The sequence below is a fragment of the Ralstonia sp. UBA689 genome (genome assembly GCF_002298975.1).
In the GTDB taxonomy this organism is placed as follows: Bacteria; Pseudomonadota; Gammaproteobacteria; order Burkholderiales; family Burkholderiaceae; genus Ralstonia.
Genome location: NZ_DBMV01000040.1, coordinates 111,038 through 137,563, shown reverse-complemented (window position 1 = coordinate 137,563; position 26,526 = coordinate 111,038). Strand labels below are relative to the sequence as shown.

The following is a 26,526-nucleotide window of genomic DNA, read 5'->3' as shown; positions in this document are numbered from 1 at the left end:
TTCTGACGATGTCCAATAAAACCCACGAGATCCGCCCCAACCAGTCGATCGAGTTGCTGAAGGAGCTGCACATCCTGACGCGCGACGGCAAGATGAATCAAGACAGCCGCCGCAAGCTGAAGCAGGTCTATCACCTGTTCCAGTTCATCGAGCCGCTGCTCGCCGACGTGCAAAAGGCGAAAGGGCATGTCTCGCTCGTCGATCATGGCGCGGGCAAGTCATACCTGGGCTTCATCCTCTACGACCTGTTCTTCAAAGAACATCCCGGCGACGGCGCTTCGCACGTCTATGGCATCGAAACGCGCGAGGAGCTTGTCGCCAAATCGACCGAGCTCGCGGCGCGGCTCGGCTTCAAGGGGATGTCGTTCCTGAACCTGTCGGTGGCCGAATCGATTACGTCGGAGCGACTGCCGCCCGCCGTCGACATCGTGACCGCGCTGCATGCCTGCAACACGGCCACCGACGATGCGATCCGCTTCGCGCTTGAAAAGCATGCGCAATACATCGTGCTCGTGCCCTGCTGTCAGGCAGAGGTGGCGGGGGTGCTGCGCAAGAACAAGAGCAAATCGCTTGGCAATGCCTTGACGGAAATCTGGCGCCATCCGCTGCATACACGTGAGTTCGGCAGCCAGGTCACGAACGTACTGCGCTGCCTGCAGCTCGAAGCCCACGGCTATCAGGTGAGCGTGACGGAACTCGTCGGCTGGGAGCATTCAATGAAGAACGAGCTGATCATTGCGCAGTACAAGGATCTGCCGCGCCGGCGCGCGACTGAGCGGCTTGCTGAAGTGATCGGCACGCTTGGGCTTGAAGAGCTGCACGAGCGGTTTTTTGCGCCGGCTTGATCGGTAGCGGACAACAGCTCCGGGCGGAGCCAGCGCCTATCGTGCAGGCGACGCGTTTTCAGCGTCGATGGCGATACCCTTTCGCACAACCCGCCGCAGCAAACCGAGGCGCGACCTCACATATGCAGTCCACTTCGGCAGGGCCCGCACACCGGGCTTTCTACCGCGAGGGAAGCGCGCGCCCCTGCAAGCGTAAAAGCGTGGGGAATTGACGCCGAACGGCCGTGACGCCGCAAGCGGCACGGATCGCGCCAGCTCGTTACCTGAACATGCTTGCCAGCGTCCATTTTTCACAATATGGTTATCGTGGTAATCATATTGCAGAGATCACGAATGACGAATCAACCTCTCCTCGAGAAGTCGCGCACCGCTTTGGTTTTCATCGAATTCCAACGCGAATGGCTGGCAACGGACGGCGTTCTGTTCAACGGCCTCGTACAAGACAAGGAGGCCTTCCTGAGCGCGGTTGGCAACGCCGAACGCGTGTTGACCGAGGCAAGGCAACAAGGATGGACCATCGTTCACGCCGGACTGGATCTTCGATCAGATGCGGCCTATCGCCTCTTCTCCGGCGGGGAGAATGTACTCGGACTGCGTGCGGCCATACCGCGTGCAGGCACCTGGACCGGCGCGGGCGCGGCATTCGTGCCCCCGTTTGTCCCTCAGGGCGATGAGTTCGTATCCCAGGGGCGTTCTGGCGCCAGCGTTCTAAGGAACTCGACACTTGATCCGTTCCTTCGCAACAATCGCATCGATTCGCTCGTGCTGATGGGCTTCGCCACGCATGTCTGCGTGGAATCCACGTTGCGGGAAGCGCACGACATGGGCATCAATTGCTGGGTCGTCACCGATGGCTGCGCCGCGTTCACTGAAGGACAACACAACCATGTCCTGAATCACGTCGTCCATCACTTCGGCGCGGGTATCGAGTCGGAGGCGCTCGTCCAACGCATGCATGCGGCCAACTCACAGGAAGAAGCCACATGTTCTTCTTGAAGGAGCTGCCCAGCAAGGAGATGCTGGCGCGTTATCGTCAGCGATTCCCCGCAATGAACGTGGACAACGTCCATGCGGCGTTGCACATGCTCAGGCGTGCCAGCCTCCTGATGCGAGAGCTCGATGGCTACTTCACAGAGCACGGGCTTTCGACCCTGCGCTACCTGATACTTGTCGTCCTGGATCGTGAGGACAGCGATGACGGCCTGATGGTCAGCGAGTTGGCCGACCGCCTGGACGTGTCGCGTCCCGTGATGACCCGAACGCTCCAGACGCTGTCCGACGACGGCATGATCCAGCTCTCGACAAGTGATAGCGACAGTCGGGCCAAACTTGTTCATCTGACCAAGGCGGGCAACGGCGCGCTCAACCGCGTCCTGCCTGGGTACTATCGATTGATCGACCAGTTCATGACTGAGGATGCGTCGATTTGACGGGCACGGTACTCAAGTCGCTCCCCGTGTCATGGGCACTCAAAAACAGCTTTCGAATAATCGGGGACGTTGAAACCGGCCGCGACCGACCTATCCAGCCGCGGCCGGTTTCGGCATCCGGTATCCGGCTGATAGGCCAACGCACTGCACAATCGCGTTGCGACACGTCAAGCCACTAGGCGTACTTGCTCCCGAGGCAACCGCTGTCTGCCGCGCAGTGGCCCCACCTGTTCGCTCAGTTGGCTGGTCGGGCTGGGCCTGCGGCAGGCGTATGGGTACGGCCGCCAGCAAAGTCCGCGCGGCCAGTGCAATCGATGTCCAACCAACTGCTGGCATCGGCTGCAATGCCTGAATCCAGAACGGCGCACGCTATGCCTGGCGCCCGCCCTCGTGCTGAACACGCTTGTCCTCATACATGGCGACATCCGCCTCGCGCAAGGCGTCTTCCAGGCGCTCGCCCTCGTGGCAGGTCGCGCACCCCATCGAGAAGCCAAGCACCGGGCCTGAGTAGAACTGGTTATTGAGATCGACCAGCTTACGCAGGCTTTCCATCAACGCCTCACCGGCTTGCGCGTCGGCGCCGGGCATCAATACGGCAAACTCGTCGCCGCCGATGCGCGCGGCATGCGCGGGCTTGTCGACGGCCTTGCCGAGCACCTCGCCGGCGCGGCGCAACAGCGCATCGCCTGCCGCGTGGCCGAGCTGGTCGTTCACCGCTTTCAGGTCGTTCAGGTCGATCATGATGACCGTCATCGGGAAGGGTCCCTTGCGCTCCAGCCGGTTGACCTCGTCCACATAGAACGAACGGTTCTTGAGCTTGGTGAGCACGTCGTGCTTGCCGAGGTATTCCAGATACGACTCGGCCTTCTTGCGCGCGGTGATGTCGGTCAGGGCCAGCAGCACCTTGCCCCAATCCTTCTCGCAACCTGGAAAGACGGAAAACTGCAGGTGGATGTTCAGCGGATTACCGTCCAGCGCGTAGTTGACCACCTCGCGCTGCTGGAAGAGCTTGCCCTCCCACAAATCGATCAACTGCTCGCGAAAGTGCGAGCGCATGTCGTCGCGAAAGACCTCCGGCAAGCGGCTGAGCAGGTCATTGCGGTTGCGCGCCTTGAACATCTCCAGCGTGAAGCCGTTGACGTCCAGCACCTGGATCTCCTGCATGCAGCGCTCGACAAACTCCGGATGCACGTCGGTAAAGGTGCGGAAATCCGTGATGTCCTGCATGCGCACCTCGTCCAGCAACGTCCTGATGGTGCTGAAGTTCTCCACCCAGAGCGATACCGGTGCATGCTCGAACACGCCGCGCGCATAGAGCTGGCTGGCCGCAACGCGGCGGCGCGCGTCTTCCAGCTCGGTGATGTCGTCCACGGCCACCAGCACGCGGTCCCACGGCTGGTCATGGTCCGGCAGCAGCACGCCCTTGAGCAAGATGTCGAGCCGGCGGCCGTCGAGCGTGTAGTTGACGCTGCGGCTCTCGAATGACGGCTTGCCCGACCAGAGCTGCACGAGTTCACCCACATGGGCTTCAAGCATGTCGTCACGCAGCACGTCGGCCAGGCGAGCGGTGAGCGCTTCGGTGTCGCGGGCGGCGTACATCGCCAGCGTGCGCCGGTTCACGCGCAGCACCTTGATGCAGGCCGAGCACGCGGCCACACGCGAGACGTCTTCCTCCAGAAAGCGCTGAAGGTCGGTCACGCCGGCTGCACGCCATTGGGCGAAAAGCCGGTGGAGGTCGCTGTAGTCCTCCAACCAGAGCGAGGTGGGCGTGACGTCGAAAAAGTCGATCAGGTCGACTCCCACAGCAGCCGGGCTGCTGACACTATCGGACGCGGATTGCATGGATGGCTCGACAGGAGAACACGTTACAAAGCCTTGAGCGTACCGGCTTTGTGCACCGCCGCACACGATGCTTGTCTCATTCAGAAGGATTACCCCCACGGGGGATCGATGGACGGCGATTTTTGCAATGCAATATCCGAGAAAATCCCTAAAAAGTTCCCGACAAGATTTTTCGAGTGCGCGCCGCATTCAATTTTTCTTTATCTGGCTTTGTAAAAATCACTGCGCGTATTTTTAAGAGAATTTCATGAAACCAGGCACGCATCTCCTTTTTTCAATACACCTTGCAAAAACCGCCGCACTTCCGGCAGCGCCCGGCTTATACGGGCCGGTTTCTCGTCAGAAATTGCACATGCATGGACGAAAGCCGGTGCGAGTGAATTAAAAAACTTCGTCTCGATTCAGATCACTTTTCATCCAGAATCCGTGCATCCCGTGCACGGGGCAATGATTGGCTCCGCGCAATTGGCGGGAAATTCCTTGTCCCGATTCGGCGGTTCAGCCCCCCAAAAATCTTCGAGCCCTGGGCCTCCGATTCGCTTCCAACTCAGGAGAGATGCAATGCGGGATTCGACTACTCCCCGTCGTACGGCTGCCGTGTGCGCACGCCGCTCATTCAAGCTGGCGCTCGTGGCCCAGGCCGCAGCGGCGATGATTCTGGCAGCGTGCGGTGGTGGCGGTGGCGACGACACGCTCACCCCGGCCAGCGGCAAACTCGATGCCAACGGCTCGCAACAGCAGGGCAACACCAATAACGGCAATGCACAGGCACCCGCAGTCGACGCCTCGGTGCCGCCAGTCGAACTGCCCGACTACATCAAGCCCGTCAATTACAAGCTGTGGTTCCGCCCGAGCGCAGACCTGAACAGCTTCTCGGGCCGCGCCGACGTGGAGATCAAGGTCACCAAGCAGACCGGCGCGGTGACGCTGGCCGTGCGCGACCTGAAGCTCGACGCCTCGCGCCTGACGCTCACGCCAACCTCGGGCGGCGGTGCATCGCGCGTGCTGGTGCCGATTCCGCAATCGCAAGGGGCCTTCTACGACCTGCGCGACCCGACCGGAGACATCAAGCCAGGCAACTACGTGCTCCACATGGAATGGACGGGCACGATCAACTTCACCAAGGCCGAGGGCATCTTCAAGCTGGGCCTGCAGGCCGCGACCGGCGAAAGCTCCGACGCGATCGTCACGCAGGGCGAATCGAACTTCGCGCGCGAGTGGTTCCCGAGCTGGGATGAGCCGGCCTTCCGCAACACCTTCGAGGTGACGGCAGAAATTCCGGGCGACTGGAAGGCCGTGGCCAACGGCAGGCAGACGGGCGCCACCAAGCTGCCGGACGGCTATCAGCAGGTGTCGTTTGCCAAGACGCCGTCGATGCCGGCGTACCTGCTGTTCTTCGGCGGCGGCAAGTTCGACATTCTGGAAGACCAGTTCACCAACCCGCTCGATGGCAGCAGCATGCGCCTGCGCTGGTGGGTACCGCCTGGCGAGGCACACTCGGCAGTGGCCGGCATGCAATTCACGAAGGAAGCGCTGAACCACTACTACAACTACTTCCAGATCCCGCTGCCGTTCGACAAGATGGACACCATCGTCGCCAACGACAGCTACGACAACAAGAATGCCGGCTTTGGCGGCATGGAGAACTGGGGCGCCATCTTCGAATTTGCCGACCAGGTGCTGGTGCCGCCCGATGGCGCTCCGACCACCGTCCACTCGATGGGCAAGGCGCGCTCGTTCGTTGTGGTGTCGCATGAACTGGCGCACCAATGGTTCGGCGACCTCGTCACGCTCGACTGGTGGGACGACATCTGGTTGAACGAATCCTTCGCCAACTGGTTCGAGAACGTGACCAAGATCGCGCTGCACCCCGAGTTCCTGGGCAACACGTGGGCCGACTATGCAGCCGTCAAGCAGCGCGTCTACACGCTCGACCTGCAGCCGACCTCGGTGCCGGTGCAGCACAACCTGAGCGACGCCGGCTCGATGGATTTCCTGGACCGCTTTGCCTACAACAAGGGCGGCCACGTCTTGCAGATGTTGGAGAACTACGTCGGCAAGGACGCGATGCGCAAGGGCCTGCAGAGCTACCTGAACAAGTACAAGTTCGGCAACGGTACGCCGCCGCGCCTGTGGGCGGAGCTTGAAGCCGCCAGCGGCAAGCCTGTCGGCAAGGTAGGCGACAGCTTTGTGCGCCAGACCGGCGTGCCGCTTGTCAGCATCGACGCGCAGTGCAACCCGGCCACCAACCAGAACGTGCTGACGATCACGCAGAAGGCGTTCCCGAACAAGAACGTCTATTCCGGCTATCAGTGGAATATCCCGCTCACGATCGCCTACGGCGATGGGCTAGCACAGACGCAGACGGTAGTGCTGGATCAGCAGACCGCACAAGTCACGCTGCCGACGTGCTCGGCCGTGCTGGCGAACCCGACGGGCCTGGACTACTACGTGACCAACTACAGCCCGACGCTCTGGAGCGCGCTGCTGGCGCAGGCCGGCGCCATCACCAACAAGGCGACGACGACCAACATCGCCGGCGATGCAACGCAGCTGTACAACGCCCAGATCATCGACAAGGCGCTGTATGACCAGATCGTCGGCATCCAGAACATGCAGCCGGCCGTCGCAGCGCTGCGTGCCCAGGCTGTGACGCCGACCGGCTCGCTGCGTCCGCAAGCGGTGCAGCTGCAGCAGATGCAGAACATGGATCGCCCGATCCACAAGTTCCGCTACGAAGGTCTCATGAAGCATCTGACCGACATCAAGCGGTAAGCGCCAAAGCAAGCGGGCCGCTTCCCCTGTGTCTTGGGAAGCAGCCCGCTGCAACGTTGGCTCCTGATTTCCGGCGGACAGGGTCCGCCGTTTTTCATGCACGCATCACACGATCTTCAACCCGTGCGATGCAGGAAGGTGGCCTGAATCACATCGGTCATCCAGATGGCGCTGTCGCCGGTCTGGCCGTGCTCCAGTACCTTGACCGCACTCTCGAACAGCACACCGGCCAGTGCATCGGAAGCGATGATCTCGATGCGTACGCGCGGCACAAACTCCGTCAGGTCTTCCTTGATGGAATGCGCACCACCTGTTGAGGCCGTTGGCGGATAGGCATTCACCTCGGCCACCGTCATACCGGGAAAGCCCGGGCAACTGCGCAGCGCTTCATGCATGCGTTCCAGCAATTGCGGGCGCACTACGATGCGGATTTCCTTCATGCCTGCGACTCCTCATCAAACCATTTGTACAGCGTGGGCAGCATCACCAGCGTGAGCAGCGTGCAGGTCAGCAGACCGCCGATCACCACGATGGCCAGCGGCCGTTGCACCTCTGAACCCGGCCCCGTGGCAAACAGGAACGGGATCAGGCCCAGCATAGCCACCGTGGCCGTCATCATCACGGGGCGGAAGCGCATGCGCGAGCCCAGCCGCACGGATTCCTCTACCGACATGCCCTGCTCCCGCAAACTGCGGATCGTGCTGACCAGCACCACGCCGTTGAGCACCGCGATGCCCCATAGCGCCACGAAGCCGACCGATGCCGGCACGGACAGGTATTCACCCGTGACGAACAGGCCGATGATGCCGCCCACCGAGGCGAACGGCAGCACCAGAATGATCAGCGTGGCGTAGCGCACGGAATTGAACAGCAGGAACAGCAGGAAGAAGATGGCGGCCACCGTAATCGGTACGATCACCTTCAGGTGGCCCATGGCGCGTTCCATGTTCTGGAACTGGCCGCCCCATTCCAGGTAGTAGCCCTCGGGCAGCTTGACCTTCTGCGCAACCGCCGCCTGCAACTCCGCCACGAAGCCGCCCAAGTCGCGGTCGCGCACATTCACGCCCACCACCACGCGGCGCTTGCCCAGCTCACGGCTGATCTGCGCAGGGCCATCAGTCACATCGATGCGGGCGATGCTTTCCATCGGAACTTGCGCGCCATTGGGAGCGGCCACGATCAGGTTGCGGATGGCCTCCACACTGCCGCGATATGCGTCCGGCAGGCGCACCACCGCGCTGAAGCGGCGCTCGCCTTCGAAGATTTCCGTGGCCTCCTTGCCGCCGATGGCGGTTTCGATCACGTTGTGCACGTCGGCCGCATTCAAGCCATGGCGCGCGATGGCCTGGCGGTCGATCGCAATCTGCAGATACTGCTGACCGGTGATCCGCTCCACGCGCATGTCCTGCGCGCCCTGGATGCCCTGCGCCACCTTGGCAATCGCCTCGGCCTTTTCGCGCAGCGTGTTCAGGTCGTCGCCGAATACCTTGATGGCCACGTCGGAACGCACGCCGGTCACCATCTCGTCCACGCGGTCGGAAATCGGCTGCGCCATGACGATCTGCACGCCGGGCAGCACCTGCAGCGCCTTGCGCATCGCCTCGGCAATGTCGTCCTGGTTCCAGCCGTTCGGCCATTCGTCGCGCGGTTTCAGCGACACGATCGGCGTCGATTCGTTCTGGCCTTGCGGATCGGCCGGAGACTCGCCTCGGCCCACGCCAGAGACGGCCGACTTCACGCCCGGCACCTGCATCACCAGGCGCATGGCTTCCATCTCCATGCGGATCGACTCTTCCAGCGAGATGTTCGGCGCGCGGTTGATGCCTGGCACCACCGAGCCTTCCTTCATCTCCGGAATGAACGCCGTGCCCAGGAACGGCATCAGCGCGCCGGTGGCAAGAAACACCGCCACGGCCACGATGACGGTCTTGCGGCCGTTGTTCAGGCTCAGCTCCAGCAAGCGCAGATACGGCTTCTTCATCTTGCGGATCAGCCACGTATCGTGTGCGTCGTGCTCGGCATGTGGGTCGTCATTGTGTTCGCCTTCCACGTGCTTATGCGCTTTGGGCTTGAGCAGATACGACGACAGCACCGGCGTGAGCGTGAGCGACAGCACCAGCGAGAAGAACAGCGCAATCGCAATCGTGAAAGCCAGCGGCGCAAACATCTTGCCTTCCATGCCCTCCAGCGTCATCAGCGGCAGGAACACCAGGATGATGATGCCCACACCAAAGATCACGGGCGTGGCCACTTCCGTCACGGCATGCAGGATCACGCGCGCGCGGCTCTCGTTCGGGTCGTGCGGCTTGGCGAGGTGCGCAAACGCGTTTTCCACCACCACCACGGAGCCATCGACCATCAAGCCGATGGCGATGGCCAACCCGCCCAATGACATCAAGTTGGCCGAGATGCCGAGCTTGTTCATCGCCATGAACGTCAGCAACGGCGTGAGGATCAGCGTGCCGACCACGATGAGCGACGAGCGTATATCGCCCAGGAACAGCAGCAGCACGATCACCACCAGCACTACACCTTCGGCCAGCACCTTGATGACGGTTCGCAGCGCCGAATCCACCAGCTCCGAACGCTCGTAATACGGCACGATCTTCAGGCCATCGGGCAGCATGCCGTCGTTGTTGATCGCCTTGACGCGATCCTGGATGCGGGCGACGACTTCCTTGGCGTTGCCGCCGCGCATCATCATCACCACACCGCCGACGGATTCCGTCACGCCGTTCTTGACCACCGCCCCCGCGCGCACCGCCGTGCCGATCTTCACGTCGGCCACATCGCGAATCGTGAGCGGCGTACCGTTGACCTCCTTGAGCACGATGGCGCCAATGTCATTGGTGTCGCGCACCAGGCCCACGCCGCGAATCAGGTATTGCTCCGCAAAGTGCGGCAGCACACCGCCACCCGAGTTGGCGTTGTTGGCGGCCAGCGCCTCGAACACCTGCTTGACCGTCACGTTGTGGTGGCGCAGGCGCTCCGGGTTGACGAGCACCTGATACTGCTTCTCGTAACCGCCCTGCGAGTTGATCTCGGCCACACCCGGAATGGAGCGCAGCAGCGGACGGACTACCCAGTCCTGCGCAATCCGGCGCTGGGTGAGCTCTTCCACCGAAAGCTCCTTGTCGCCGTCATCCGGTTTGTCGAGCGTGTACTGATACACCTCGCCCAGCCCCGTGGAAACCGGGCCCAGCACCGGCGTCACACCTGCCGGCATTCGCGACTGCACCTCGATCAACCGCTCCATCACAAGCTGGCGCGCGAAGTACACATCGGTCTCATCCGTAAAGACGAGCGTGATGAGCGACAGGCCCGGCTTGTTGAGCGAGCGCATCTCGGTAAGCGCCGGCAGGCCTGTCATGGCCATTTCCACCGGCACGGTCACAAAGCGTTCGACCTCTTCGGGTGAGCGGCCCGGTGCTTCCGTGGCGATCTGCACCTGCACGTTGGTCACGTCCGGAAACGCGTCAAGCGAGAGCTTGCGTGCGGCGTCAAACCCGAAGAACAGCAGCACGGCGGCGATCACCGCCACCACGAGCCGTTGCTTGAGCGCGCCGCGAATCAATGCGTCGATCATGCGCCCTCCATCTCGGCGCGCTTGCGCTCATTGTTCAGATGGAAGCCGCCTTCAACGACGATCGGCTGCCCGGCCTGCACGCCGGAGATGACCGGGCGCACATCGTTCGATTCATCGCCCAGCTTGACCGGCGTGAGCTGGTAGTTCGTTTCGCTGGCGCGCACGAACACGTAGTCGCGGTTGTCCTCACGCACCACGGCGGAAGTTGGCACCACCACACGTTCTTCCGGCCGCGACTGGATGAGCAGCGTGGCGAGCATCGACGGCTTGAGCGTGCGCTCTGCGTTGTCCACCTCGGTGCGCACCGTGACCGTACGCGTTTGCGGGTCGACAATGTCCGACACCCAGATCAGCTTGCCGACAATGCGGTCGCCCGCGCCGGTATCGATCTCCACGGCTTGGCCCGCGCGCACGCCGGCAGCGGCGTTCTCGGGCACTTCGCCCACCACCCACACGCGCGACAGATCGGCCACGGTAAATAGCTCGTCGGCCGGCTGTACCACCTGGCCCCGCGTCACCTTGCGCTCCACCACCGTGCCGCTGATGCTCGCCACTACGGGCGAGATCGACGACATGCCGCCCGTGCGCATTTTCGCCAGCGTGCCAGGCGACACGCCCATCACGCGCAGTTGGTCGACTGCCGCGCGCACTTCGGCATCGGCCATCGTCAGTTCGCTCTGGCGCTTCTGCAGCTCGGCCGAGCCGATCACGTCGGCAGCCAAAAGGAGCTTGGCGCGTTCCAGCGCACGCGCCTGCAAATCGCGCTGCGCAGCGGCCTTCTGATAGGCGAGCTGCGCGGCGCCCAGTTCCGTGCTGTGCAGTTGCGCGAGGACGTCGCCCGCCTTGACGCTCTGCCCCGGCGTGGCAACCAGCTCTGTCACACGGCCCGTGACGGTGGCGCCGATGCGCGCAACGCGTTGCTCATCAAACGCAATCTGCCCCGGCACACGCAGTCGCTCGGAAACCGGTTGCTGACCTACCTGCGCCACCTTCAGGCGATGCACCAGCGCAGGTTGCGCGACGACCAGGTTCGGATCGGCGGCCTGCTGGGCAGTCTTGGCGTCCTCAGCGGCATCCTTGCCGCAGGCGCTCAGCAGCAGCATCGCCGCCATCGCCGCGCTGGCCAGCCGGATCGAAGAAGAAAAGGAAGAGCGTGGATTCATGGTCAGACCGGATTCAGGAATAGGGAAAGACGCGCGGCGGCTCATGGGGCCTCCGGACGCAGGCGGTCGAGTTCGACGGCGGCGGCGCGCAGGTCTGCGCGTGCGGCAATCAGGTCATTGCGTGCCTGACGGAAGACACGCTGGGCATCGAGCACGTCGAGAATGCCGCGCTCGCCATGGCGGTAAGCCGCCTCGGCCACACGCAGCGCGGATTCGGCTTGCTTGAGCACGCCCGATTCGAGCGCGCTCACTTGCGACTCGGCAATCTCGTATTGGCGATAGGCGGATTCCACCGCCTGCCGCGTCTGCAACTCACGGTCGCGCAGCATGGCGCGGGCGCGTTCGAGCGCAGCGAGTGCCTCACCCACCGGACCTTCGCGCCGGTCAAACAGCGGGATCGACATCACCAGACCGACGCGGTTGTCCTGCAGATCGGGCGCGCGGTCAACGGAACCGCGTAGCGCAAGCGACGGCCAACGCTGGCTGCGTTCATGGGCCAGGCGCGCCTCGGCTTCACGCACGGCGGCACGGTCGGCTTCGAGATCGGGGTGCGTGGCCGCCACCATGCTGACCAAGTCGGCCAGCGGCGGCAGGTGCGCCACCGATGGTGTATCGGCACCGGCATCCACGTCGAACGTCTGCGGCAGTTCAGCACCGACCGCACGACGCAACTCCGCGAGCGCCTGCTGCACGCGCAGCGCGGCAGCCTGCTCGGTACGCTGCGCGTTGAGCAGTTCGGCATCGCCACGAATGAGTTCGTAGCGCGGGGCCTCGCCGGTCTCGACACGCACCGCCACGCGGCGGCGGATCTGCTCGACCAGCGTCACGTCTTCGCGCGCGTTGCGTTGCTCGGCCTCGCGGCGCACCACGTCGTAGAAGCGCAGCTTGAGATCGGCCTCCACACCGCGAGAGCGCGATCGTGCGCCGGCCTGAGAGCCTTGGAAGGCGGCATCGGCGGCCTGCGTACGGGAGGCGCGCTGCCACGGCAGATCGAGCTTCTGCGTAATCGACACGCTGTTGGTGCGGCCTTCCGCCGCACCCGGCATGCGGGCGCGCTGGCGTCCGGTCATGGCTTCCACCTCGGGGTTGGGCCAGGCGCGCGCGGTGGCGATACCCGCCTGGGCGGCCTGCACCTGCGCTTGCGCGGCGGCGAGCGCCGGATGATTGGCGCGCGCCAGTTCCAGCAGTTGCGGCAGGGTGTAACGCGGCTGCGGAAGCGCTTCGTCGCGCGGGACATTGGGGGCGGCCGCGCGAGCGCTGGCCTGCGAGAGCGCAGGTGGCACCGCGTCAGCGCAGACCGCCGGGGCGGACAACAACGACAGCACGGCGACAAGAAGAAGGCGTTGCGACGCGCGCGCACCCGCAGCGGGGCACGGTCGGGCCGCGTCCTGATTGGACGACATCTGATCCATCCTGAAAGAGAAGAACGGGCAAGTGCTAGCCCCGGTGTCGGGACCGGTGCCGCACTACGAATTCAAAGGGAAGGCTTCCGGCGAGCGCCGGAAATCAGACGTACGCAGGCGGGCGCAGCATGCGCGCCGGCGCGGGGCCGGCCAGGAAAGGCGGGAGGGCGATACGGACGCGCGCGACACGCAGGCCGGGCGTCAGCGTCATGGGAGACGGCGGCATCCAGAGTTCCGGAGCGTCGCTGGAGTGATCGGGGGCAGCGGCATTGCTGACCGGCGCATCGGGCGCGTCTTGCGCCTGGGCAATCCAGTGCTCAACGTTGAAGCACTGGCCGGGCTGCTTGACCCGCTTGCCGAGCGCCGTGTTCAAGGCGCGCTCGAAACCCGCACTGGGTTGGGCCACCGGTTCCACATCAGCCAACACATCGTCGACCACGGCTTCAATGGCTTCGAGCGCATCGTCAGCGGCCTGGCCATCCGGAAAATGCGTAGCCGAGAACACCGAGACGGTGAACAACAGACACCAGATCGTGACGATCCACCGTATGCCGCGCGTGCGCGACAACACGCCGCGCGCGTTGGCGCGAGGTTGCATCGGCAAGACGAAGACACGATTGATCACAAACATGGGCCCCGAATATTAGCAGGAAGATTGCTGCATCTGCACACAACTCTCAGTCGGAATCGACAGGCATCGCGCGCATCCGTTCCACTTCCGGCCAGCGTTCCCCGAGCCGCGTATCCGGCGCCGATCCGTGCGCGATTGAGCGATTCGCCCAGCGGGCTCAGGCGATATCCACATGCGGCAACACCGTCGGCCTCAATGTCTTTAATGCCGTGCACGCACGGCTCACGCCGGAGAGGCGCTTGACGATTCCCTCAATCTGTATCTAAATTGGTTGCATTTCAGACCGAGCACCATGTCTACCAGCAGCCGCTTCGCCGTCGCCGTGCATACCCTTACTCTGCTCGCCAGTGCGGAGGGGCCGGTACCGTCGTCGCTCATTGCAGGCAGCGTGGGCACGAATCCGGCGCTGATCCGGCGTCTGGTGGCACAACTGGCCGAGGCCGGTTTCGTCACCTCGCAGATGGGCGCGACCGGCGGCGCAACGCTGGCACGGCCGGCTGATCGCATCACGTTGCTCGATGTGTTTCGGGTGGTGGAGTCTTCCGTGCTGATCGCGCTGCCGCCCAATGCGCCCAACCCCGCGTGCGAAGTCGGCAGCGAGATCACCGGCGTGCTGGAACGCGCAACGCAACGTGCGCAGGCCGCCATGGAGGCCGAGCTGGCCACGCAGACCATCGCCGGCATGCTCGACGAGGTGGAACATGCACAACGTCGTCGTCGCCGGACTTGAAGTTTGAGGCCTGGCATCGGCGTGTTTTTTTAACCGCATATGTAACTAAATTAATTACATATCACCGACCAACCGCTCAACAAGGAGTTGACTATGAAGATCGCAATCATCGGCGCCACGGGGCGCGTGGGCACCCGCCTGATCGACGAGGCGCTGCGCCGCGGCCATCAGGTGGCCGCCATCGCGCGCACCGCATCCAAGCTGCCGGCCCGCGCGGGCCTGAGCACCAAAGACGTCGACGTGGCCGATCAGGCTGCCCTGACGGCCGCGCTGGCGGGCAACGACGTGGTCTACAGCACGGTGCGCTTCCTGCAAGCCAGTGCTGACCAGATCGTTGGCGCAGTAAAGAAGGCGGGCGTGCCGCGTCTGCTGGTGGTGGGCGGTGCAGGCAGCCTGGAGGTGGCGCCGGGCGTGGCATTGATCGACACGCCGCAGTTCCCCAAGGAATACTTTGCCGAAGCCTCGGCCGGGCGCGACTTCCTCAATGCGCTGCGCAAGGAGACGGAGCTGAACTGGACCTTCGTGTCGCCATCGGCCATCTTCGAGCCGGGCGAGCGCACGGGCACCTTCCGTCTGGGCAAAGACACGCTGCTGGTCGACGCCAACGGCAAGCCCTGGGTGTCGATGGAAGACTTCGCCATCGCCTTCCTTGACGAGACCGAGCACCCGGCGCACCCGCACCAGCGCTTCACGGTCGGCTATTGATCAGCGGCAGGTGGACGGCACGGCCAACGCCTTCTCGAAGGGGGCGCGGCGCAGGCTTGGGTCTTGCGCGTTCAGGCAGTAGGCATTGCCGCCCACCTCCACGCGCGCCTGCCAGCGGCCGGCGCCGCTGCGTGATTCCTGGATCGGACCAGCGACACGCGGCGCCGACGCGGCATCCGGCCCAAATGCGTGTCCGGCACCCCGCGCTGCACTGTCGGCGTATTGCTTTCCGCCCGGGACCGCGCACGCGACGGTGCCGCCGCCGGAGCGCCAAGATCGAGGGCGCGCGCTTCAACTGCGTCGGCGACGGCCGGCTTTGCCGGCATGGGCTCGGCTCTCTCGGCCGGGCTGGGGATGGGACGTTGAGTCGAAGCCGACGATATTGACGATCCGGCTCGCGAACGGCGCGGCGCTGTCTCGGATGACGGTGCCAAGGCAGGCGTCGGCTGGATGTCGATGCTGAGCAGCCGCCCTTGCAGCAGAGGGGAATCGCCACGCGCGGCCGGTGCTGGACGCTCCCGCCACCACGCCAGCAACGCCAGATGCCCCAGCACCACCAGCGCCAGGATGGCCAACCGTGAGCCGCGCCAATCAATGGCGGGGCGTATCAGCCATGCCGGGAGGCACATCATCGGGCTCGATCGGCTCGGGTGCGGCATCCAGTGCGAGCAGGCGGATCACCACCGCACAGCCCTTGCCGTCCGCATGGCTTAGGCCATCTTCAATGGCAACCGTGCCGTTCCCCAACTCGACGATCCGGCGCACGATCGCCAAGCCCAGACCGCTGCCCTGCGACTGGCTGCCGCGCGGTCGATAGAAACGCTCGAACACGCGCTCACGTTCTTCGGGCGGGATACCCGTGCCGCTGTCTTCAATGCGCAGCTCGACCATGGGTGTAGCGCCCGATTCGACACGCTTGACCACCACACGCACCTCACCGCCCTTGGGCGTCTCGCGCACAGCATTGTCCAGCACGTTCTCCACCAGCGTGGCGGCGTCTTCGTGCGACACCGACACCCACGCCTGATTGGCCCCTTCGTACGACAGCGTGATGTTGCGGCGCTCGGCGCGCGAGGCCTGCTGGATCACGCCGCTGCGGGCGCAGCCGGCCAGATCGGACAGCGCGCCCTGTGCGAGCTGCGCCTCCACGCGGCGTGCGTCGAGCCGCGCGATGGCCAACAGCTTGGCAAGCGATTGCGTTGCCCGCGAGATGCCGCGATCAAACTCGCGCAGCGCGGTAGAGCGGTCGTCCTCGCTGTCCGAATGCGACACGACGTACGCCTGCGCCTGAATGGCCGCCAACGGTGTGCGCAGCTCGTGCGCGGCATCGGCAAAGAAGCGACGATCGGCATCGATGCTTCGGCGCACGCGCGCGAACAGGCCGTTCAACGCATCGACCAGCGGTTTCAGCTCGGCATGCTCGACGCTCTGCACGGGGTCCAGATCGGCCGAGTCGCGTGACTCGACCTGGCGCGTGAGCGTGCGCAGCGGCTTGAGCCCCTGGTGCGCGGCCCAGCCCACCATCACCATCAGCGCGGTGGCCAGGATGGCCAAGGCAACCGCCACCTCCTGAAAGAGATCGCGAATCGCGCGTTCGTATGCGGAGAGCGGTTGCGCCACGGTGGCCGACAGCTTGCCGTCGGCACTGTCGACCGTATAACTGCGCCACGGCTTGCCTTCCAGCATGATCTCGACCACCGAATCATGCGCCTTGCCGCAAGGCATGGTGGGCGCGCCGGGAAAGGTGGTGATGACCTGTCCAGCACGGTCGCACAGCACGTAGCGGAATTCGCCGGGGAGGATGTTGGGCTGGGACAGCCCCAGCTTGATGTCGGTGAGGCGGCGCAGGAATTCTTCCCTACGCGGCACATCATCCATGGTGAAGGTGGTGAGGTCTGCGTAGGCCTGCGCAGACATGCGCAGCTCGCTCACCACCTGCCGGCTGTTGGTGCGGGAAATCTCCAGGTAGGCGATCACCAATTGCACCAGCAGCATCAGCACCAGTGCCAGCAGGATCAGCACATACAGGCGGAACGACAGCGACCGTACCCGCAGGATCGCCGGGACCGCCAACTTCACCGGTTGCCCCCGATCATGTAGCCGACGCCACGGATGGTCTGGATGGTCTCGTTGCCAAGCTTGCGGCGCAGGTGGTGGATGACGACTTCGAGCGCGTTGGCGCTGACGCTGTCGCCTTCGCGGTAGAGCGCGTCCATCAGCGTCTCGCGCGGGACCCAGCGGTGGGCGCGGCGCACGAGTTCGAGCAGCAGTTGGTATTCGCGCGGCGTGAGTTCGATCACCTGCCCTTCCTGGGTCACGCGCTTCTGCGAGGGCTCCACGACCAGGTTGCCGACGCTCCACTGATTGGTGCTCTGTCCGGCATGGCGGCGCAGCACGGCGCGCAGGCGCGCAACCAGCTCATCGACGGGGAACGGCTTGACGAGGAAGTCGTCGGCGCCGGCGTCCAGGCCCTTGAGGCGCTCGGACAGCGCATCGCGCGCGCTGGCGATGATGACGGGCACGTCGCTGTGCGCGGCGCGCAACTCTTCAAGGAAGACGTGGCCTTCGCCATCGGGCAGGCCGAGGTCGAGCACGATGGCCTCAAAGGTGTTGGTGGTCATCCATTTCTGCGCGTCGACCAGGCGGCGCACCCAGGTCGCGTTGTAGCCGGCCTGACGCAGCGCACGGGCAAGGGCGGTGCCCAGCGGCAGGTCGTCTTCGATGAGGAGGATGGCGTTCATGCGCGGGAGTCTCGGCAGATCGGCGGTAAACGGACCGCCGGCACCTGGGCCACGGGTGCCGGCAAAGGGCGAAATTTACCGCAACGGACTGAGACTTACCTTAAATGTGTGGCACAACGTGACTAGAAAATCCGCTTGAAACGCCTGTTGGCGGTAGGCACCGGCGTCAAATCCAGAACCAAACTATCGATAAACTAATTCGATTGGTTCTTCTTCCGCCAACCTGGCACGCATATTCCACCTGCGCCCCCCTCCCCCGCCGCACCGCTCTGCACGTCAAAAGGCGCGCGGCACCTTCGTCATCCCGGCTGGGCTGCGAATTGGCCTGCCACCTGCCGCTGGGTGCGCCCATCCTGGCAGGCGTGGCGCTCACCGCGCTGGATACGCTGATCGTTTTGGGCTTGAAGGGCAAAAACTTCCGCCAGCTTGTGGCTGGTGTGGCAGGTTGTCGCCGGGTGAGGGATTGCCCAAAAAAACCGCGCACGACCGGGCACGCCAACATTAGAATGCGCGCTTTGTAGCGCAACCCGGCCCATGCCTGCCCGCGCCCGCATCCTCCGGCCCGCCCTGCCTTGAGCGCGAACCTGCCCACCGCCTCCACCTCGTCCGACGCTCGCACGCCCTCACGCGACTATCAGGCACGCCATTTCGTGCCGATGATCCTCGCGCTCTCCAAATGCGGCGTGCTGGCCTATGGCTTTGCCATCGCCCTTGGCTGGGCGGCCGGGCTGGTCCATCAGTTGGCACCACTCCTGGCGCTGCTTGGGGTGCTGTGCGCCGTCGTGCTGATCGCGCAGCGCCATCGCCATACTGGTCTGTGGGGGCCGCTGGCGCTTGCCCACCTGGTGGCCGAGGAGATCGCCGTGATCGCCTTCGGCCAGCAGGCCGGTCTCGAATGGGTGCTGCCGGCGTTTTACCTGATGCCGCTGGCCACCAGCCCCGCGTGGCTGACGCGGCGCGACTTCGGCATTGCCATGACGCTGTGCACCGCCGCACCGATCGTTGCCCTGCTCGTTGCCGATGCGCCGGCCGCGGCGCTACGCCAGGCGTGGCTGGGCCTGGCGCTTTATCTGCCGATCTGTGTTGCCGCCGCCACGGTCATCCATCGCTACCTGCTACGCGCAATGGCCCGGCACTTTGCGGCCGAACTCAGCCTGGCCGAACGCGCCAATATCGACCACCTGACGGGCATGCTGGCGCGGCAGCGCTTCTTTGAACTCGGCAGCTTTGCCGTGGAGCGCGCGCAGCATCATGCCGAGCCGCTGTGCGCACTGTATCTGGACGTCGACCATTTCAAATCCATCAACGATGCCTGGGGACATGCCGCCGGCGACGAAGCGCTCATCGCGCTGTCGGACGCGCTGGCGCGCGTGCTGCGCCCGAACGACCTGTTCGGTCGTCTGGGCGGTGACGAATTTGCCGCGCTGCTGCCCGGCTGCGGCCTGACCGATGCGCTGGCGGTGGTCGACAGGCTCAAGCACAGCGTGGCAACGGCGCAGACGCCGGTCGGCCCGCTGACGATCAGCGTGGGCGCGGCTCCGCTGCGCCCGGGGCAGGATCTGGCCAGGCTGCTGGCCGATGCCGACATCGGTCTGATGGAAGCCAAGCGGCAAGGACGCAACCGCGTGTGCGTGCCGACTGATCTGCAAGGGGGGGCGGGCCTTCCGCAGTAGCGCGGGCACGTTCTGTGCGGTGCAACGTTCCGTGTTCCTGCACGGAGAAGCCCGTGGAGTGGCTCGACACCCACACATTCCTGCGCATACCGGCTCGCGACTGGGCCGCCGCCGCACTTACCGTCGCTGTGACGTATGTGTTGCTGGCCAGCCTGCTGCGCCTGATCGGCAACCGCCTGGAGGCGCGCGCGCGCCGCACCGGATATCGCTTCGACATCCTGGTCTCGGCAGCGCTGCGCGACACGCATCCGCTGTTCATCGGGCTGGCGGCGCTGCTTGCCGGCTCATATTTCATCGCGCTGCCCACGCGCCTCGCCAACAAGCTGGACCACATCTGGTTCGTCATCATCGGTTTCCAGATCGCGCTGTGGCTGAACCGGGGCGTGAAGCTGTGGGCGCGCGAGAAGTTGTCTGCGCAAAGCCAGACCACGCGCAACCCGGTCATCACTTCGATGATGGCGTGGGTGCTGCGCTTTGCACTGTGGTCGACATTGCTGCTGGCCATCCTGGCCAACGTGGGCGTGAACGTCACAGCCTTCGTGGCCAGTCTGGGCGTAGGCGGCGTGGCTGTCGCGCTGGCGGTGCAGAACATCCTGAGCGACCTGTTCGCCTCGCTGGCCATCGGGCTGGACAAGCCGTTCGAGATTGGCGACTTCATCGTCTTCGAATCGATTGCCGGAACGGTGCAGCACGTGGGCTTGAAGACCACGCGCATCCGCAGCCTGTCGGGCGAGGAAATCGTCACCTCCAACACGGCGCTGCTCAAGAGCACCATCCACAATTACAAACGCATGTCGGAACGACGCATCGTCTTTACCTTCGGGGTGACGTACGACGCGCGCGCCGCGCAGTTGCAGAAGATTCCGGACATCGTGCGCAACGCCGTAGAGGCGGCTGGCAATACGCGCTTCGATCGTGCGCATTTCAAGGAGTTTGGTGAGAACGCGCTGAACTTCGAGGTGGTGTATTTCGTGACGAGCCCCGACTTCAACCTCTACATGGACATCCAGCAGCGCATCAACCTGTCGATCCTGGAGGGGTTGGAGAATCTTGGTACGGCCTTCGCGTTGCCCACGCGCACCATCCAGCTCGTGCACCGCGATGTGGAGTCGGCCGGGCCCGAATATCTGGCGAGCACAAACCCTCGCCAAACCCGCAGCGCATGAGCGTGCCCGCAGACTGAACGGGCATCGCCTGAAGCAAGCAAGCCAGCTTGAACGTTCAGTCACATTCGACCAGTTTCATGCCGGACGTGTCACCTGAATGGGGTATCATCGGAGCCGGCCGTTGGCGGGGGGAAAAGCAGTCAACGGCCGGTTGATGTGCAGGGCTTTTCATTTTCGTGAAGCTGCGCCTCGCTAACAGTGAGTGCGTTCCAGCTGCACCAGTCTTCGAATAAGCGCACGGCCAGCCGGTCTCCGGCATGAGCTTCCAATCGCGCAATCACCTCGCCGACCGGGGCGTCAATGACGCTCGCACCGGTTCGGTGCTCAGTGTGCCAATCGAGTCACACCACATTGATATACCGCACAGGTAGGTCGGCGCTTGTCCATTGAGAACATTGGGTGCGTCACCTTGCGCCCGAGGGAATAGTACATACATGCACGAGAACAGAGCACAGAGCATGGCGCGCATGAGCCAGCGCGCGATCGTGAGCCTGACCGCAGCCGCCTCGCTGGCGATCGCGGGCTGCGGCGGTGGCGACTCAGGCGACAGCCAAGCCAGCACCAGCGCCCAGATTCAGAGCCAGGGTCACGGCAACAAACAGAGCGGCACTAGCACCACAACCACCAGCACTGGCACCACCACGGGTACCACTACCGGCACGACCACCAGCCCTACCAGCACCCAGAGTGCCAACGCACTGCAGATCGCGAACTTCATACTCGCGCAACAGGACATCAACGGCGCGATCCCCGACGAGGCCGACACCAACACCGCGAACACGGATTCCAACATGGAGTACGCGCTGATCGGTCTGGCGGCCGCCTACGGTGCAACGCATGACCCCAAATACCTGACTGGTCTCGAAAAGGGCATCTCCTGGCTGGCCGCCCGCGAAGAGATGAGCGATCCGACGTGGAAAGGAAGCTGGCGTTACGCCTATTCAATGACCCCACCGTACAACCCCATCCCGACGTCGCCGGGCGCCGGCATCGACGACGTGCGCGGTGTGGATGCAACGTCTGCGCTATTCGTCTACCTGCTGTACCAGCACAGCATGCTGACCGGCAGCACGGCACTGGTGACGCAGTACAGTGCCAACGCGCGCGCAGCACTGGATTTCGTTCTGAACAAGAACATCAACCCGAGCGGTTTCTCAGGCAGCTCGTGGCAATTGCCCACCGGCAGCACCACATGGCAGTTCTGGCCGTATGAATACGCTGCGGACCAAGGCGACGTGTACCTTGGTATGCATGCGGGCGCACTGCTGTTCCCGGACAACCCGAAGTACGCCGCCAAGGCAGACTTCCTGAAGGCCAACGTGCCATCGCAGTTTTACATGACCAGTCAGCTGCGTTATTCGGTCGGCCGCGACACCGGCTCGCCGCTGGATCCGGACCTCGGCATCGATACGATCTTCCCGCAGGGCTACGTGCCTTGGGTGTTCGGCTCGAACGCGCAGAGCACAGGCTCGGTCCAATGGCTGATCAACCAGACCGCCGCCGACGGCAGCATCCGTTCGCCGTCCACCGATCCGGCCTACGCGCTCTCCGACGTGATTCTGCTGCTGGGCGCCGGTACGCTGGGCATGCAGCCGCCGGCGACGACGCTGCCCTGGATCATGAACAACGTGCTCGATCCGGTAACGTTCGGCATCCACGACTACCCCGGCTCGCCGGACCAGGAAACCAACGTCTCCGGTTTTGCGGTCGCGGCACTGCTCGGGATGAAGGCGTTCCCCTGATGCGCGCCTGATGTGCCCCTAAGCGGCAACCACGCCCGGCCGGACGCCCCAAAGCTCCGGCCGGGAGCACGTCCATGCCAGATGCCGCAGAAGGCAAGAACCAGAGAGGGCCTGCTGACACATGAAACGTGCGCACGATTCATGTGTCAGCAGGCCCCAGTCATCCTGTTCCTATCCATTGGACCCACGTTTCCCGATTGGCAGCTCATGCTCTCGCGGCCAACTCATCGCCCAGCCATAAAGCGCAATGGACCCGAATACGATCAGCGTCGGCCCCAGCACGAACGACAACAAAGGCATCAGCAATAGCGAACACCGCGCCAGCACATAGGCATGCAGCGTCAACTGAAGCGGCACAGCAATGACGACAAAGACGAGCGTCATCAGCGTTAAACCGATCTTGCGCGGCCAAGAGAAGTCGAAGACGTAATACATCAGGGCATGCCCCCATGGCAGGAGCAGCAAGAAGCCAAACTCGGTCTTCAGCTCACCGTCGATATACCCGGTTGCCGAGTGGGGAAAGCGCTCCGGAAACACCGCAAAAAAGAGCAGCGACGTGACCTGTATGAAGAGCACAAACAGCAGGAAATAGCGCAGCGGCAGGTATTCTTCGCGCAAGCGCAGTGCGGCCAGCCAGACCAGTAGCGTGACCGCCGTCGCCACCAGCCACGTAATTGAATCCGGTAGCGGCGCAGTCACGTCAACGTGCGGCAGCGGTATCTCGAACAATGCCGGATGCGTCGCTTGCTCAACCACCGTCCCAGGAATTCCCAGCCTTGTCAGCCAAAAAGTGAATATGGCTGCCCAGCCGGTGCTCAATTCGTCTCGCAACTGCCACACGGCGAGGTTGAACAAGACCGGCACCGTCACAAGGCCGGCGAGCGTTGGCGCTGAAAGCGCCAAACGCTCGATCGAGCGATGCCTCGCCTGGCTGATCACGGTCAAGCCAAGGGCCTCGCCTTTGTCGGGCATGGCGGCGGGTGGTCGGGATCGTCGCACGGCTAGAACTCGTGAAAAATCCCCGCCTCTACCTGTTTGCGCTTGTAGAACGGGTTTTCATAATAGATCGCGCGCAGATTGAAACCCCACTGCTTGGTGATCCACTTGCGCCAAGTCAGGGAGGTTTCATGACTGGTGAAATCGTTCAGAATCGTCGCTCCACCGGTCAGCTGATAGGCCTCGCGTCCACTGTCATGCACCAGCGTGATGTACTGGTCTTTGTCCCGGCCATACGTGACTGCAACCACCCCGCGGTTCGATCGGACATGTCCGGGATCGCTGCGATTCAGCCGAGCCCCAATCTGGACAATCCAAGGCGCTTCGAAATAGTAGGTAGCACCCACCAGGAGCGTCTTGTCGGTATAGATTTCCTTGGCGCGGTAATAGGTAAATCCGATGTTCACCACCAGGTTCTTCTTTTCCAGCAGCTTGCGATACAGATTTCCGTCGATCCGGTACCGCGGCAGAAAGAAGCCACCGGTGCTTGACCCCGCACTCAGGAATCCATACCAGTCGTCATTGAAGGTGCGTGTGTAGCCCAGGCCCACGAAGGTACCTTGATCACCAAAATGGCTCTGGTGGCTGACTTCACTCGTCACGTAGTCTTTCGGCGTCAGATGCACTCCGCCCCGGAGGTACTGGTCGTTCCAATCCGCGTTGCTGCCGGTCAGGCTGGCATGCCCGATACCACCTTCAATAAAACCAGCAATCGGGGGAGGCACAACGGTCGTCGGTGCCACCGGCGCCGTCGCTTCCGCCTCTGCAAACGCATGCGGGGCGGCAACTAGCAGCAGCGCGCCAAACATGGTCCTCGCGCACCGGCTGCGAAAGTGAAAGTGTTCTCCCATTTGTTCCCTCCCTCGCTTGCTGTTCGTTCTGAGAGGGGCCATTGGCACCCTCCGTTTTGTGTGAATTGCTGCAAGATTGGCTTTCAGCCTGGGACAAGTCTAGAACGGCTGTCTGCGCGTTACCTCCCTTTTTTCGCCTAGCGGCACCGAACGCCGGCCGGGACAGGAGACAGCGCCTGTTCTGGGCTGAGTCTAGCCTCAAATGCCAGGTACAGCGTCTCCTCCAAGACGTTCCAGTGCGCACCATGCCGGAACTGAACGGAGCGCGCCCGCCAGCAGGTAATCGCGTCCTGATCCCCCATCCTGTCCGCCACCAACGCCACCAGGCCCCATGGAAAATCTGTCTCAGACATCTGCAGCCAAACAAACCGGTGTTGCTGCATCCAGGCCTGATAACCGGTTTCCAATGTCCGGTTTGGGGGTTGGATTCCGGCCAGGATCGGAAATATCTGCGCCACCGTGTCTGGATAGAACTCGTTCTCGTTGCGTGCCTGCGTACTGGCCACGAAGCCGCGCGCCGGTTGCCAGAACACCTTCAGGATGTCCCGATCAAGCTGCTCGGCCCTGCGCTTCCAGGCCACCGCGCCTTCTTCATCATGCCTGCGCCGCAGGTACTCGCTCACCGCCTTGTAAGCGCTGGAGATCTCGACGTTGTCCATCAGCAGGGCGACCGGCAGATCAGCACTGATGCGGTACACGCCCAGGCGCTTGTCACGCAGCGTATCGAGATGCCGGCGGGCCTGACCGAAACTGCGTTTCCAATCGGCCGGCATGCCTTCCGGCGGAGAAGATCGCGCGAGAAGCTCCATCCACGTGGCCAACAACGCATCGTCTGCGTCTGCCGGGCGACAGGGCAGGAAACGCTCCCCCTTCAAGCAATAGCGCTCGAACCGTCCATCTGCCAACTGCTGCGGCAACAGCCAGTGAATCCACCTGTGCGCCGCCGCCGTGGTATCCAGTCCGGCGTCTTGGGCGACCAGCAGCGCCTTCGTGGCGAAGTACGGGTCAACCGAATCGCCGCTGAGGTAGGTGGTGATTGCACCGTCCGGTCGCTGGTAGCCCTGCAGACTCAGTTCCACCGCGCGAGTGCCGACTGCGTGGGCGATCTGAAGCGCCATTGCCGTGGCCATCAGCAGAACGGAGAGCATCCACTTGATGCGCATGTCAGGCCGGCTCTCCACTGGACTTCACGACCCTTCCATCGTCCAGCGCGCTGACGGCGCCGTGCACCGTTGCCCCCGCCGAAATGCACACCTCAGGTGCCACCAGCGAGGTCTGCCGCGAAGGGGCACCGATCACGCAGTAGGAGCCCAAATGGATCGACAGCTCCGCGATCACGGGCCCCACAATATCGCATTCCGTGGCAATGGAAAGTTCGCGCTCGCATACCAGCGCACCTCCGATATGAACACGGTGGCCAAGCCACATGGATCCCGCGGCCTTGACGCTGCCAGTCACCCACGCTCCGGAACCGATGCACAGATTGCCGTGTACCACAAGGTCGCCGACGTAATAGCTGTCTGCAGGGAGAGTGCAGTCACCCTCCACGATCCTGCGCCCGGCATCAGGTGAGTCGGTGGTGGCACGCGCCGGTTCACTCCCATTGATCCCGTGTGGGTGCCCGGTGCCGATATTCGCACCACCCCGGCGAGCCCTCTCAGCCTGCGCGCCAAAGTAGATCGAGCCAGCCATCAGCGAAGAGAACCGGCATTCCTCCTCGATCAGGATCTGCTGCTGCGCAGACAATGGCCCCTGCAGGCGACAGTGCGACTGAATGTGCGCACTGCGCGCATAAGCCCAGCGATGCAGCACGCTGCCGCTGCAAACCAACAGGTCCCCCTCCGCCAACACGGCCTGAAGGTGGTTCTCCCTGCCACTGGTGACGCCGCGCGTCGCGTACATGGCGTGCGTGAAGACAAAGTTGTCGCGCAGGATCAGGCGTCCTCTCGCGGCGATCACGTGCGAGCATGTCTGCAACGCGCACTCCAGGGGCGTCGGCGCCCACAAGCCGACTACCGTGACCACTCTCCCGAGAGCATCCAGGGCACCGTCCATCCGGCCCGAGGCGCGCCGCCTCTCGAGCATCGCCCGAAATTCCGAAGCCACCGCTTTCACATCGAGCGTATGTTCTGCATCGATTTGCAGTGGGTCAACATCTGAGCGGCGTTTCCACTCCAGCGCGGCCGGCACCAGCGGCAGGCTGAAAACCACCACGTTGAGTCCTAGCAGCAGCACGAACCACATGCG

General features: G+C 63.6%; 21 protein-coding genes and 1 pseudogene. 10 read left to right on the top strand and 12 right to left on the bottom strand.

The window, feature by feature from the left end; genetic code table 11:
- Positions 1–8: 8 nt before the first annotated feature.
- The 3 genes from B4F51_RS19220 to B4F51_RS19210 all read left to right on the top strand — a co-directional run bounded on the left by B4F51_RS19220 (position 9) and on the right by B4F51_RS19210 (position 2,275).
- Positions 9–845, top strand: a complete 837-nt coding sequence (locus B4F51_RS19220) for a class I SAM-dependent methyltransferase (RefSeq protein WP_296228117.1) — start codon at positions 9–11, stop codon at positions 843–845.
- A gap of 333 nt (positions 846–1,178) precedes the next feature.
- Complete coding sequence (locus B4F51_RS19215; protein ID WP_296228115.1) at positions 1,179–1,841, top strand: cysteine hydrolase; 663 nt, start codon at positions 1,179–1,181, stop codon at positions 1,839–1,841.
- Entirely contained in the window at positions 1,829–2,275 is a 447-nt protein-coding gene (locus B4F51_RS19210; RefSeq protein ID WP_296228113.1) for a MarR family winged helix-turn-helix transcriptional regulator, read from the top strand. Before B4F51_RS19215 ends, B4F51_RS19210 begins: the two co-directional genes overlap by 13 nt.
- Before the next feature lie 369 nt (positions 2,276–2,644).
- On the opposite strand, the gene B4F51_RS19205 is transcribed toward B4F51_RS19210, so the two are convergent.
- A complete protein-coding gene (locus tag B4F51_RS19205) occupies positions 2,645–4,117 on the bottom strand; it encodes a sensor domain-containing diguanylate cyclase (RefSeq protein ID WP_296228111.1) in 1,473 nt (490 codons plus the stop codon).
- Between the two features lie 561 nt (positions 4,118–4,678).
- On the opposite strand from B4F51_RS19205, the gene B4F51_RS19200 reads away from it, so the two are divergent.
- The gene (locus B4F51_RS19200; protein ID WP_296228109.1) at positions 4,679–6,892 is read left to right on the top strand and encodes a M1 family metallopeptidase; all 2,214 of its coding nucleotides are present in this window, start codon (positions 4,679–4,681) and stop codon (positions 6,890–6,892) included.
- A 116-nt stretch (positions 6,893–7,008) separates the two neighbouring features.
- Here B4F51_RS19200 and B4F51_RS19195 read toward each other — a convergent pair whose 3' ends face one another.
- The 5 genes from B4F51_RS19195 to B4F51_RS19175 form a co-directional block, all read right to left on the bottom strand.
- Entirely contained in the window at positions 7,009–7,332 is a 324-nt protein-coding gene (locus B4F51_RS19195; RefSeq protein WP_296228108.1) for a P-II family nitrogen regulator, read from the bottom strand.
- Complete coding sequence (locus B4F51_RS19190) at positions 7,329–10,478, bottom strand: efflux RND transporter permease subunit (RefSeq protein WP_296228105.1); 3,150 nt, start codon at positions 10,476–10,478, stop codon at positions 7,329–7,331. Before B4F51_RS19190 ends, B4F51_RS19195 begins: the two co-directional genes overlap by 4 nt.
- A complete protein-coding gene (locus B4F51_RS19185; protein ID WP_296228103.1) occupies positions 10,475–11,641 on the bottom strand; it encodes an efflux RND transporter periplasmic adaptor subunit in 1,167 nt (388 codons plus the stop codon). The genes B4F51_RS19190 and B4F51_RS19185 overlap by 4 nt, the downstream gene beginning before the upstream one ends.
- Before the next feature lie 41 nt (positions 11,642–11,682).
- Positions 11,683–13,044 (bottom strand): TolC family protein, encoded by a 1,362-nt coding sequence (locus tag B4F51_RS19180; protein ID WP_296228101.1) that lies wholly within the window; start codon positions 13,042–13,044, stop codon positions 11,683–11,685.
- A gap of 103 nt (positions 13,045–13,147) precedes the next feature.
- Positions 13,148–13,675, bottom strand: a complete 528-nt coding sequence (locus tag B4F51_RS19175; RefSeq protein WP_414706790.1) for a hypothetical protein — start codon at positions 13,673–13,675, stop codon at positions 13,148–13,150.
- A gap of 292 nt (positions 13,676–13,967) precedes the next feature.
- Between B4F51_RS19175 and B4F51_RS19170 the strand changes: the two genes are divergently transcribed.
- Positions 13,968–14,405, top strand: coding sequence for an Rrf2 family transcriptional regulator (locus B4F51_RS19170; RefSeq protein WP_296228099.1), 438 nt, complete (start codon positions 13,968–13,970; stop codon positions 14,403–14,405).
- Positions 14,406–14,498: 93 nt separating this feature from the next.
- Positions 14,499–15,110, top strand: coding sequence for an NAD(P)-dependent oxidoreductase (locus B4F51_RS19165; RefSeq protein WP_296228098.1), 612 nt, complete (start codon positions 14,499–14,501; stop codon positions 15,108–15,110).
- A gap of 591 nt (positions 15,111–15,701) precedes the next feature.
- Here B4F51_RS19165 and B4F51_RS19160 read toward each other — a convergent pair.
- Positions 15,702–17,189 carry an ATP-binding protein gene (locus tag B4F51_RS19160; protein WP_296228096.1) on the bottom strand — a complete coding sequence of 496 codons (1,488 nt, stop codon included), beginning with the start codon at positions 17,187–17,189 and terminating at the stop codon, positions 15,702–15,704.
- Positions 17,186–17,851: a response regulator gene (locus B4F51_RS19155; protein WP_296228094.1), complete on the bottom strand. Its 666-nt coding sequence runs from the start codon at positions 17,849–17,851 to the stop codon at positions 17,186–17,188. Before B4F51_RS19155 ends, B4F51_RS19160 begins: the two co-directional genes overlap by 4 nt.
- Before the next feature lie 308 nt (positions 17,852–18,159).
- Here B4F51_RS19155 and B4F51_RS19150 point away from each other — a divergent pair.
- The 4 genes and pseudogenes from B4F51_RS19150 to B4F51_RS19135 form a co-directional block, all read left to right on the top strand.
- Positions 18,160–18,297: pseudogene (locus tag B4F51_RS19150) on the top strand (divalent metal cation transporter); the annotation flags it as partial.
- A 126-nt stretch (positions 18,298–18,423) separates the two neighbouring features.
- A complete protein-coding gene (locus B4F51_RS19145) occupies positions 18,424–19,524 on the top strand; it encodes a GGDEF domain-containing protein (RefSeq protein WP_296228092.1) in 1,101 nt (366 codons plus the stop codon).
- A gap of 53 nt (positions 19,525–19,577) precedes the next feature.
- The gene (locus B4F51_RS19140) at positions 19,578–20,690 is read left to right on the top strand and encodes a mechanosensitive ion channel family protein (RefSeq protein ID WP_296228090.1); all 1,113 of its coding nucleotides are present in this window, start codon (positions 19,578–19,580) and stop codon (positions 20,688–20,690) included.
- A 467-nt stretch (positions 20,691–21,157) separates the two neighbouring features.
- Positions 21,158–22,432 (top strand): hypothetical protein, encoded by a 1,275-nt coding sequence (locus B4F51_RS19135; protein ID WP_414706793.1) that lies wholly within the window; start codon positions 21,158–21,160, stop codon positions 22,430–22,432.
- A gap of 171 nt (positions 22,433–22,603) precedes the next feature.
- Here B4F51_RS19135 and B4F51_RS19130 read toward each other — a convergent pair whose 3' ends face one another.
- From B4F51_RS19130 to B4F51_RS19115, 4 genes are all read right to left on the bottom strand, one after another.
- A complete protein-coding gene (locus tag B4F51_RS19130) occupies positions 22,604–23,404 on the bottom strand; it encodes a hypothetical protein (RefSeq protein WP_296228087.1) in 801 nt (266 codons plus the stop codon).
- Positions 23,405–23,433: 29 nt separating this feature from the next.
- On the bottom strand, positions 23,434–24,237 hold the full coding sequence (locus B4F51_RS19125; protein ID WP_296228086.1) for a YaiO family outer membrane beta-barrel protein: 804 nt from the start codon (positions 24,235–24,237) through the stop codon (positions 23,434–23,436).
- A gap of 179 nt (positions 24,238–24,416) precedes the next feature.
- Positions 24,417–25,442 carry a hypothetical protein gene (locus tag B4F51_RS19120; RefSeq protein ID WP_296228085.1) on the bottom strand — a complete coding sequence of 342 codons (1,026 nt, stop codon included), beginning with the start codon at positions 25,440–25,442 and terminating at the stop codon, positions 24,417–24,419.
- A 1-nt stretch (position 25,443) separates the two neighbouring features.
- Positions 25,444–26,523 (bottom strand): hypothetical protein, encoded by a 1,080-nt coding sequence (locus B4F51_RS19115; RefSeq protein WP_296228084.1) that lies wholly within the window; start codon positions 26,521–26,523, stop codon positions 25,444–25,446.
- Between the last annotated feature and the right edge of the window lie 3 nt (positions 26,524–26,526).